Consider the following 10,089-nt stretch of genomic DNA (forward strand, 5'->3'; position numbering starts at 1 on the left):
TGGATAATCAAATTTATCATCATCAGCATAAACATAAATAGTTAATTGAGCATTAGCGGGCAAGATGCCCACACCACAAGAGTTTTAAGAGTTTTATTTTTGCTTAATATGGTGGATAATCAAATTCATCATCATCAGCATAAACATAGGAACTGCTAACACCAGCTATTTCTCCTTTTGAAGTGTCTGGTTTAATTACTTCTTTTCCAAATTCTTTGTATTCTTCAAAGGCCTTACAAATTATTTCTGACTCAGGGGAGTCTGAGGCAATCATATAATCTGTTAAATTTGAAACTGTAGGATGTTTATAATCTACAGTTGAGGCTACTAAAGCAATATTGGGTTCTACACCCCTTTCTTCAGCTTCAATTATCGGGCAATAAATTCCATGGGCATGAAATAATGGTCCTTTAGGAATTACTGGTTGCTTTTGAAAACCGGCATAAGCTTTTTCTAATTCTCCTGCAAAACCGCCTGTAATTCGTCCTTGTTGATATTCAGCGTAATTTTTACCAAAACTAGCGCCCGCTGAACCACTCAGAGTTAATTGTAATGGTGATTGGTGCAAAAACTTTTTATCTTCACCGACTAAAAAAATTATATGGCGGGTAAAGGTTTTAAATTTCAGTTTATCAGCCAAAAAGTCATCTTTATAATCTTTGTACGTACCTAGTCTAATCTTGGTTTCTCTGTCTTGGACCGATAATGGACCACGACGGACTATAACCAATCTGGGAGTAGTCGTCAGAAATACCGTATTTACTTCTCCAGAACTAAAGGTGTGCTGTATCTCTTGCCAATTATGATCGGGTTTGAAACCAATAGCTTGAGCATTGTCCATTTTAACCGCTAAACCATAGCCTTGTAAACCGTCCTCACCATAGCGGGGATTAATCATTTGACACCAAGGGACTACTTGGGACGGTGGGGCGTTAAATTTTTCGTCTTCAAAGTCGAACTTAGCAGATGCTTTCATGATTTTAGAATATCAGTGTGTTTAATTTAATAAGTCTATCGTTTGTACCATATTTTGTACCATCTATCTCCGGTATCAGGCACTTTGTGAATTAGATTGTAACAATTTCCGTTTAAATCCATTAATTCATCCCTTCTTATCTGCGTTTATCTGCGTTTATCTGCGTTCAATTATTCTTAATCTCCTACTCTATTTGATATTAGGGCAATTCATCAATTACCCTAACAACTTATCTCAACTACAATGCTCCAGCGGCAGTTTTATCAAGAATACTATTACTTAAATGACCAGTAATATTCATTGCTTGCAGGACTGGATAACCTTCTATTCCCTGGGGATAATCAATGACGCTGACAGCGCCATTACCTTGACGGAAGTTCCAAAAATTCTCGTTAGATAAACCAAGAATATGACATAATAAGGTTTTATTAGTGGCATCATGGGCTACTACTAATCCTAGTTTTAATTGCTGTATTTGGGCATTTTTAACAATAGCATTCCAATCAGTAACACTGCGTTCTCTTACTTGTTCTAAATTTTCTCCTTCTGGCATTTGTACATGGGCTGGTATTGTCCGCCAACTTTCTAATTCTCCAGGAAATTCTTGCTCAATTTCTGATTCAAATTTACCTTCCCATAGTCCATGACTAATTTCCCTTAAACCAGCAAATAGTTCTAATTTTAAACTAGTATGATATTTTAAGATAATTTCCGCTGTTTCCTTGGGACGGGACATGGTACTGCTAACAGCAAAATCAATATTTACGTCTTTGAGAAATTCTGCGGCTTTTCCGGCTTGGTTTCTGCCATTATCATTGAGGGGAATATCAATTTGTCCTTGAAACTTACCTTGACGATTCCATTCAGTTTCTCCATGACGCACTAATAATAATCTTACCCCTTGATGACCAGGACGCAAGGAAGGGAAAGTTTCACCCAAATGTTGCGTTTGATTCATGGATTCTAATTGTACTGGTTCACCCAAACCACCGGCAAAATTCAAGATACTAATTCCGCAGTTAGATTGTTGTAAACAATGGTAGCGACTGGGGGAAATTCCCAAGGCTGTGCTAATTAAGGCGCGGTTAATCCCATTATGACCAACAATCAGAATAGTTTCTCCTTGGTGTTGGGGGAGAATCTCTTGCCAAAACTGTTTGGCTTGGGTGTATAAAGCTAGAACTGGGAAATGTTCTCTAGTCCCGGAATCTTCCTGTAAAACCATGGGAAATTCGTGGGGACGTTCTTTCCAGGTGCGGTAATCTTCTGTTAACTTTTCTTGGACTTCACTTGTAGTCATTCCTACCCAGAGAGGTAAATCAATTTCTACCAATTGTTCATCAATTTGAATCACAGGAGCTTGTGCTGCTAATTGACTGCGAATAATTTCGGCCGTTGATTTTGCTCGCTGGAGGGGACTGCTATAAATAGCTTGAAAGGAAATACTACTGAGGGCTTTACCTGCTTGATTGGCATCATTTTGTCCTTTTTCGGTTAATGATGAGGCATCAGTGCGCCCTTGGATACGTTTTTCTATATTGTAGGTACTTTGACCATGACGCACGATGATTACACGGGTCATTTGTTTGTTTTCCTCTATTGAAAGCCCTAATTCTACTGCAAAATGTACTCTCCTTGCTATCCTGTTCTGGGCTGATGAGAGTTAAAATACAGAATTAATAATTAAAATAGGCTAAATTAATGATTAAAATCACATTATTCATCTATTTTAACTAGCTTAATAGGTGAAATTAGAATAGCTGTATTTATCTCCGGTTCTAGGACAAAATAGTAAATTATGACTGTCAATCATTACGATTTTATTATTATTGGTACTGGTGCTGGAGGTGGAACTTTAGCCTACAAATTAGCTACCAGTGGTCAGAAAATTTTAGTTTTAGAACAGGGTAATTTTTTACCTAAAGAAAAAGCTAATTGGGATACTAAGGAAGTTTCTCAAAAAGAACGCTATCGCACTAGTGAAATATGGTATGATAAACATGATAAAGCTATCAAACCACTAACACATTATTATGTAGGTGGTAATACTAAATTTTATGGTGGGACGCTGTTTAGATTTCGTGAACGAGATTTTGAAAAGGTAATTCATGAAGATGGTATTTCTCCAGAATGGCCATTAAAATATCAAGATTTTGCTCCCTACTATGACGAAGCAGAAAAACTTTATAATGTACATGGTAAGCGAGGTATTGACCCTACTGAACCACAGATTAATCAAGAATATCCTTTTCCAGAATTTAGTCATGAACCTGATATTCAACAAGTTAATAATTCTTTAAAAGATCAAGGTTTTCATCCTTTTTATCAACCACTTGCTATTAAAATTAATGAAGTTAATCGTAGTTTAAGTGCCTGTATTCGTTGTGATACTTGCGATGGTTTTCCCTGTTTAATTGATGCTAAAGCTGATTCAGATATTAACTGTATTCGTCCAGCAATGGCATATAAAAATATTACATTAATAACTCAAGCAAAAGTTATCCGTTTACATACTAATCCCTCCGGTCGAGTGGTAACTGGAGTGGAAGCAGAAATAAATAATCAACGTCAGATATTCTCAGGAAATATTGTGATATTGGCTTGTGGTGCAGTTAATTCGGCATTATTGTTGCTAAGATCTGCTAATGATCTTCACCCCAATGGATTAGCTAATAGTTCTAATCTTGTAGGACGAAATTATATGGCACATAATTTTGCTGTGGTTATGACTTTAAATACTCAGTTAAATAAGACGGTTTTTCCGAAAACTTTGGCTATTACTGATTTTTATTGGGGAAATAAAGATTTTCCTTATCCTATGGGTAGTGTGCAATTACTTGGTGGTGCGAATAAGGATAAAATACTTGCCTACGGTCCATCTTTAATGCCTAATTTGATGGCTGAGTTTATAGCTAATCATTCTCTATCTTGGTTGCTAATAACGGAAGATTTACCAAGTTTTAATAATCGGGTTTTGATCAGAAATGGGAAAGTTTTTTTGGAATATACTCATAATAATCAAACTGCTTTTAATAAATTAATTAAGGATTGGATTGAGGTTTTAAAATCAATTTCTGTCTTTAAATCAACTGAAACTTTACATATTCCTCAAAAAATGACTTTGAGAGAAGTTACTCATCAATGTGGTACTTGTCGTTTTGGTGAAGATCCTCATACTTCTGTACTAGATATCAATTGTCGTACTCATGATGTTGATAATCTTTATGTTGTTGATAGTAGCTTTTTTCCTTCTAGTGCTGCTTTAAATCCATCATTAACTATTATTGCTAATGCTTTGCGGGTCCGAGAGCATTTATTAACAAGAATATAAGTAATTAGACAAAATTAATTACATAAAAATCTGGTAAAAACCTTGATTTTTGATGAGTAAACGGGGATAAACTTAGTTTTTGTCCCAGCCAATTATATTGGTAAAAAACTTTTTACATATCCTCTCAGAAAAGGTAAATATCCCAGAGGATTCTAGGATATCCTTAGATAGATAGGATATTCGCCAAATTAAAGTAGAATGAAGCTGGCAGCAAGAGTAAGTCAGGTAACACCCTCTATCACCTTAGCCATCTCAGCTAAAGCTAAGGCCATGAAAGCCGAGGGTATAGATGTTTGTAGTTTTAGTGCTGGAGAACCAGATTTTGATACCCCAGCCCACATTAAAGCCGCAGCTATTAAAGCTTTGGATGAAGGTAAAACTAAGTATGGTCCAGGTGCTGGTGAACCAAGGTTAAGGGAAGCGATCGCTCACAAGCTAAAAAATGATAATGGTCTTAATTATCAGTCGGAGAATGTCCTTGTCACTAATGGTGGTAAGCATTCTCTCTACAATTTGATTGTGGCATTGATTGACCCCGGTGATGAGGTAATTATTCCCTCCCCCTATTGGTTGAGTTATCCCGAAATGGTGACGTTAGTTGGTGGTAAATCTGTAATTGTGGAAACAGATGCTTCGACTGGCTACAAAATTACCCCAGAACAACTGAAAAAAGCTATTACCCCAAAAACTAAGTTATTTGTCCTTAACTCCCCTTCTAACCCCACTGGGATGGTATACACACCAGGGGAAATTAAGGCTTTGTCCCAGGTAGTAGTTGATGCAGATATCTATGTTGTTTCTGACGAGATCTATGAGAAGATTCTCTATGATGGTGCAGAACATATCAGCATTGGTTCTTTAGGTGAGGAAATTTTTCAGCGGACTTTAATTAGTAACGGTTTCGCTAAGGGTTACTCAATGACGGGTTGGCGCTTGGGTTATTTGGCCGGTCCTGTGGACATTATCAAAGCGGCCAGCACCATCCAAGGACATAGTACATCAAATGTGTGTACTTTTGCTCAATATGGAGCGATCGCTGCTTTGGAAGGTTCTCAAGATTGCGTTGAGGAAATGCGTCAAGCTTTCGCTAAACGTCGTCAGGTAATGTTAGACAGACTCAATGCTATTCCTGGTTTGAGTACCTCTAAACCAGACGGGGCTTTTTATCTTTTCCCTGATATCAGCAAAACTGGTTTAAAATCCCTCGACTTTTGTGATGCTTTATTAGCAGAACATCAAGTTGCGGTTATTCCCGGTGTAGCTTTTGGTACTGATAAAAACATTCGTCTTTCCTATGCTACGGATATGGAGACTATTGAAAAGGGAATGGATAGATTAGAGAAATTCGTGCTTTCTCGAATTTAGATGTTATCAAGTCTAGGGGTTTAGCACTGCTCAACCCCTAATATAACTGTAATGAAGTTTCTGTTTCTATACTTAATATCATGGGAAGTAAAAACTATTGTAAATTAGGAATTATTCCCATTTCTTGTAAACCTTGACGTAATCTTTGCGCTTCCTGGGGGTTATACAATTCATGGAGAGAAATAGCATATTCAAAAGCTTCTAAACTACCTGATACATCACCAATTTTTAACAGCACAACCCCTAAATTTTGATAAGCTTCTGCATAATCAGGATTTAAATTAATAGCATGATTATAGCAATCAATGGCCTCAGTAAATAACCCCATTGCTTTACATACCATTCCTAAATTATAATAGCCAATTACGAAATTAGGATCAATTTTGATAGCTGTTTCATAAGCAATTTTTGCTCCTGGTAAATCTCCCGTAATTTTTAATAAATTCCCTAAATTATTATATCCTCCTAATTTTAATAGAGGATAAATAGGTAGTTTCACCGCAGATTGATAATTGGTAATCGCTGAAGGTAAATTTTGTAAATTTGTATGAGCAATTCCTAAATGATAATGCAATTCATATAAAATATCATAATTTATATCTTCATTAATATGATTACCAGTTATTTGATTTAGTCCTCTATTTAATAACTCCATACCCGCGTCAATTTTGCCCATTTGTACATATAAAGCCCCTAATTTACTACATACATAAGCATCATGGGGATGAGTTACAAAAAACTCTTCCATTGCTGCTGCGGCTTTACTATATTTATTTTGCTCATTAATTACATTTTTTTGATAACCAGTATGGAGAATTGCTACTCCTGGTAAATAACCAATTTGCCAATTTGTTTCTTTAGTTAAAATTGTCGTCACACTATCATCAATTAAAGCATGATAAGGACGATCAAAATAAATATCTGGATGATTACGAAATAATCGAGAAACTAGAGAATAAGGTGATTGTGTTGAACCGACTTCTTGACGAACTAAATTAATTACAAGATATTCTTCTTTGTTAATAACTGATTTAAGTAAAGGAATAATTTCTGGTGTTAAAGTTTCATCAGCATCTAAAACTAAAATCCAATCACCTGTAACATATTTTAAAGCTTGATTTCGAGCCGTACTAAAGTTATTATTCCAAGTAAAATAATTAACTTTAGCCCCAAATTGTCGAGCAATTTCGGGAGTTTTATCTGTTGAACCAGTATCAAGAACTACGATTTCATCAACGAAATTCTTAACACTTCCTAAGCATTTTGGTAAGGTGGTTTCTTCATTTTTGACAATCATACAAAGACTAATTTTCATTTGGTAGCACTATGGTATTTACAAAATTAATTAATAGTACAAGATGATTCACAATTCAATACAATTCAGTTAAAAATTTTTCTTCTCCCTGTGTTCTCTGTGTCTGGAGTGATTCCTATTTCTTAAAAAATATATTTAAGTAGGATGAAAATAGTTATAAATCTCTTGCGCTAACCGTGAACCAATTCCGGGAACTTCTGTTAATTGTTTAGGTGTAGCTTGACGAATATAATCAAGAGAACGAAAATGTGCTAATAACAACTTTTGGCGATTTTGTCCTAAACCGGGAATTTCATCTAAATGTGATCTCTTCAGTTTATCACTTCTTTGTTGACGATGAAAACTAACAGCAAATCTATGGGCTTCATCTCGCAATCTTCTTAATAATTGTACTCCTGGTTGTTCTGGATCAGTTTCTAAAGGTTTTGATGAGTTGGGTAAGAAGATTTCTTCTCGTTTTTTAGCTAAACTAACAACCCGTAAATCTGCTAGTAAATTCATTTTTTCTAAAATACCCACAACCGCAGATAATTGACCTTTACCACCATCAATCATAATTAAATCAGGCCAATCAGAATTACCTAATCGTGCTAATTTGGGATCTTCTATATATTTACGAAATCTTCTATTAATAACTTCTGCTAAACTAGCAAAATCATCGGAATGGCCAATTGTAATATCAGGATTTTTAATTTTATAATGTCGATAATGTTGTTTTGCTGGTAAACCATCAATAAAAACTACTTGTGAACCTACTGCATTAGTACCTTGAATGTGAGAAATATCATAACCTTCAATACGTTTTGGTAAATCTGGTAAATCGAGAATAGCAGCTAAATCTTGGGTTGCTTGCAAATTACTATCTCCCAATTTTTGCATTCTCTGTAATTCATATTGGGCATTTTTTTCCACCATTTCTATTAATTCTGCCTTACTTTGGCGCAAAGGATTTAAAATTGTCACCTTTCTACCTTTGCGTTCTGTCAAAATATCGGCCAAAATTTCACTATCTGGTAAATCATATTGTACTAAAATTTCGCTGGGAATTTCCACATTTTCCGCAGTTTGATAATGTTCTTCTAAAACTCTTTGTAAAATTGCTCCCGGTTCAGGGTGATAGTCAGCAACAAAAGCCAACCTTCCCACTAATTGACCAGTCCGAATTTGGAATAATTGAATGTAGGCGTGTTGGTCATCAGCAGCTAAAGCGATCGCATCTCGTGATACTTTATCATCAGGTAAGGATACTTTTTGGGCTGCATTTAGGGATTTTAAAGCCACAATTTGATCACGAATTTTTGCTGCATTTTCAAAATTTAATTCTTCCGCAGCAGTTTCCATTTGTGCTGTTAAAATATCAATTAGTTCTTGAGTTCTTCCCTGAAAAACCATGGCTACTTTTTGGACAATTTTCCCATATTCAACTGTAGAAACTAATTTTTGACAAACACCAGGACAGCGACCAATATCATAATTTAAACAGGGTCGGTCTTTAAATAAAGGTTGTGGTCTTTGTCGCAGGGGAAAAATTCGTTGACATAAATGGACAATTTCTCGTAATATACTAGAATCTGTATAAGGACCGTAATATTTATCTTTGGCTTTTCCTAACTGACGTTTACGAGTAATAAAAATACGCGGATATTCCTCTGACCAAGTAATGCAGAGATAGGGATATTTTTTATCATCTTTGAGTAAAACATTAAAATATGGCTGATGTTGCTTAATTAAATTTGCTTCTAGCGCTAATGCTTCTGCTTCTGTATCAGTGACAATAAACTCGATTTCTGTCACTAATTTGACCATTGTGTTAATGCGTTCCGTCTTGTTGGTCGAGTCGCGGAAATAGGAACGGACACGAGAACGCAATTTCCGAGATTTACCTATATATATTAAGCGATCGCTGCCATCTCGCAACAAATAAACTCCCGGTTCTGGGGGAATTTCTCCTAAACGGTTTTCTAAACGTTCTGGGTTTTTATACAGTGGTAATATTTGCTCAGATATGGTCACAGATATATTTTAGATAACTTTATCATTTACCCCTATCCATTTTAAATCATAAAATCCATTTTCCGACTTCTTTAAGAAGTGTTGATAATATGCTATCTATCTATATAGATAGATGAATCTGAAAATTAATTCATCTAAATTAACCAACTATGGTAAACACTTGGTATATGTGGGCTTGGAAAATAACCAAGCCTTTTTTATGAAAATTAATAGTTCACTAAATCATGCTTAATTCCATTAAACCATCAGCCATATCAAAATTAGCTGTCACATTTTGAACATCATCTAGCCCTTCTAAGGTATCAATTAATTTGAGCAGTGATTTAGCTTGATCTGAATCTGTGACTTCGACTTGATTACCAGGAATCCAACGCAATCCTATATCTGTGACTTTAAAACCTTGTATTTTCAATGTTTGACTGAGTTTCTCTAAATTACCTATTTCTGTAAATACTTGGACACTTTCCTGGGTAATCATTTCATAAGACTCAGCATTTCCCACTAAGGAAGCTTCTAAAAGCTGTTCTTCATCAATCACACCCTCAACTACACAAACTCCCTTTTGCGAAAACATCCAACTCACACAACCCGTTTCTCCCAAATTTCCGCCATTTTTACTAAAAGATACTCGCAAATCAGCAGCGGTGCGATTACGATTGTCTGTGAGCGCTTCAATTAAAATGGCCACACCTCCAGGACCATAACCTTCATAGCGAATTTCTTCCAGGACACTATTATCGCTGAAAGTACCTGCACCTTTAGCGATCGCTCTATCAATATTATCATTAGGAATCCCTGCTGCTTTAGCTTTATCAATGGCTGTTCGCAGTTGAAAATTACCCGCTGGATCAGGTATACCATTTCTCGCAGCAACAATTATTGCTCGTGATAGTTGAGTAAATATACTTCCCCTTTTTGCATCTACTACGGCTTTTTGACGTTTAATATTCGCCCATTTACTATGTCCTGACATAATTACAGCAGTTTGATATCAAGTCCAGTACAAGAATAGCTATCTAAATAGGGTCAAAAAACAATCCACAATGATTAAACCAATTGAGAGCATTTTCATCAGTAATAGCATTAACC

At 35.7% G+C, this 10,089-nt stretch carries 7 protein-coding genes; 2 read left to right on the forward strand and 5 right to left on the reverse strand.

The features are described 5' to 3' along the window. Positions 1–103 precede the first annotated feature (103 nt). Positions 104–976, reverse strand: coding sequence for a DUF5895 domain-containing protein (locus H6G44_RS09895; RefSeq protein WP_190386391.1), 873 nt, complete (start codon positions 974–976; stop codon positions 104–106). Positions 977–1,214: 238 nt separating this feature from the next. Further along, positions 1,215–2,558, reverse strand: coding sequence for a histidine phosphatase family protein (locus tag H6G44_RS09900; RefSeq protein ID WP_190386392.1), 1,344 nt, complete (start codon positions 2,556–2,558; stop codon positions 1,215–1,217). Between the two features lie 216 nt (positions 2,559–2,774). Here H6G44_RS09900 and H6G44_RS09905 point away from each other — a divergent pair, with 216 nt between their 5' ends. Continuing rightward, positions 2,775–4,307, forward strand: coding sequence for a GMC oxidoreductase (locus H6G44_RS09905; protein ID WP_190386393.1), 1,533 nt, complete (start codon positions 2,775–2,777; stop codon positions 4,305–4,307). A gap of 198 nt (positions 4,308–4,505) precedes the next feature. Beyond that, positions 4,506–5,672, forward strand: a complete 1,167-nt coding sequence (locus H6G44_RS09910; protein WP_190386394.1) for a pyridoxal phosphate-dependent aminotransferase — start codon at positions 4,506–4,508, stop codon at positions 5,670–5,672. 94 nt (positions 5,673–5,766) lie between these two features. On the opposite strand, the gene H6G44_RS09915 is transcribed toward H6G44_RS09910, so the two are convergent. From H6G44_RS09915 to H6G44_RS09925, 3 genes are all read right to left on the reverse strand, one after another. After that, positions 5,767–6,987, reverse strand: coding sequence for a glycosyltransferase (locus tag H6G44_RS09915; RefSeq protein WP_190386395.1), 1,221 nt, complete (start codon positions 6,985–6,987; stop codon positions 5,767–5,769). A 135-nt stretch (positions 6,988–7,122) separates the two neighbouring features. Next, entirely contained in the window at positions 7,123–9,000 is a 1,878-nt protein-coding gene (gene uvrC / locus H6G44_RS09920) for an excinuclease ABC subunit UvrC (protein ID WP_190386396.1), read from the reverse strand. A gap of 217 nt (positions 9,001–9,217) precedes the next feature. After that, positions 9,218–9,973, reverse strand: coding sequence for a YebC/PmpR family DNA-binding transcriptional regulator (locus H6G44_RS09925; RefSeq protein ID WP_190386397.1), 756 nt, complete (start codon positions 9,971–9,973; stop codon positions 9,218–9,220). Between the last annotated feature and the right edge of the window lie 116 nt (positions 9,974–10,089).

Source organism: Aphanizomenon flos-aquae FACHB-1287 (assembly GCF_014698755.1).
Classification (GTDB): Bacteria; Cyanobacteriota; Cyanobacteriia; order Cyanobacteriales; family Nostocaceae; genus Dolichospermum; species Dolichospermum flosaquae.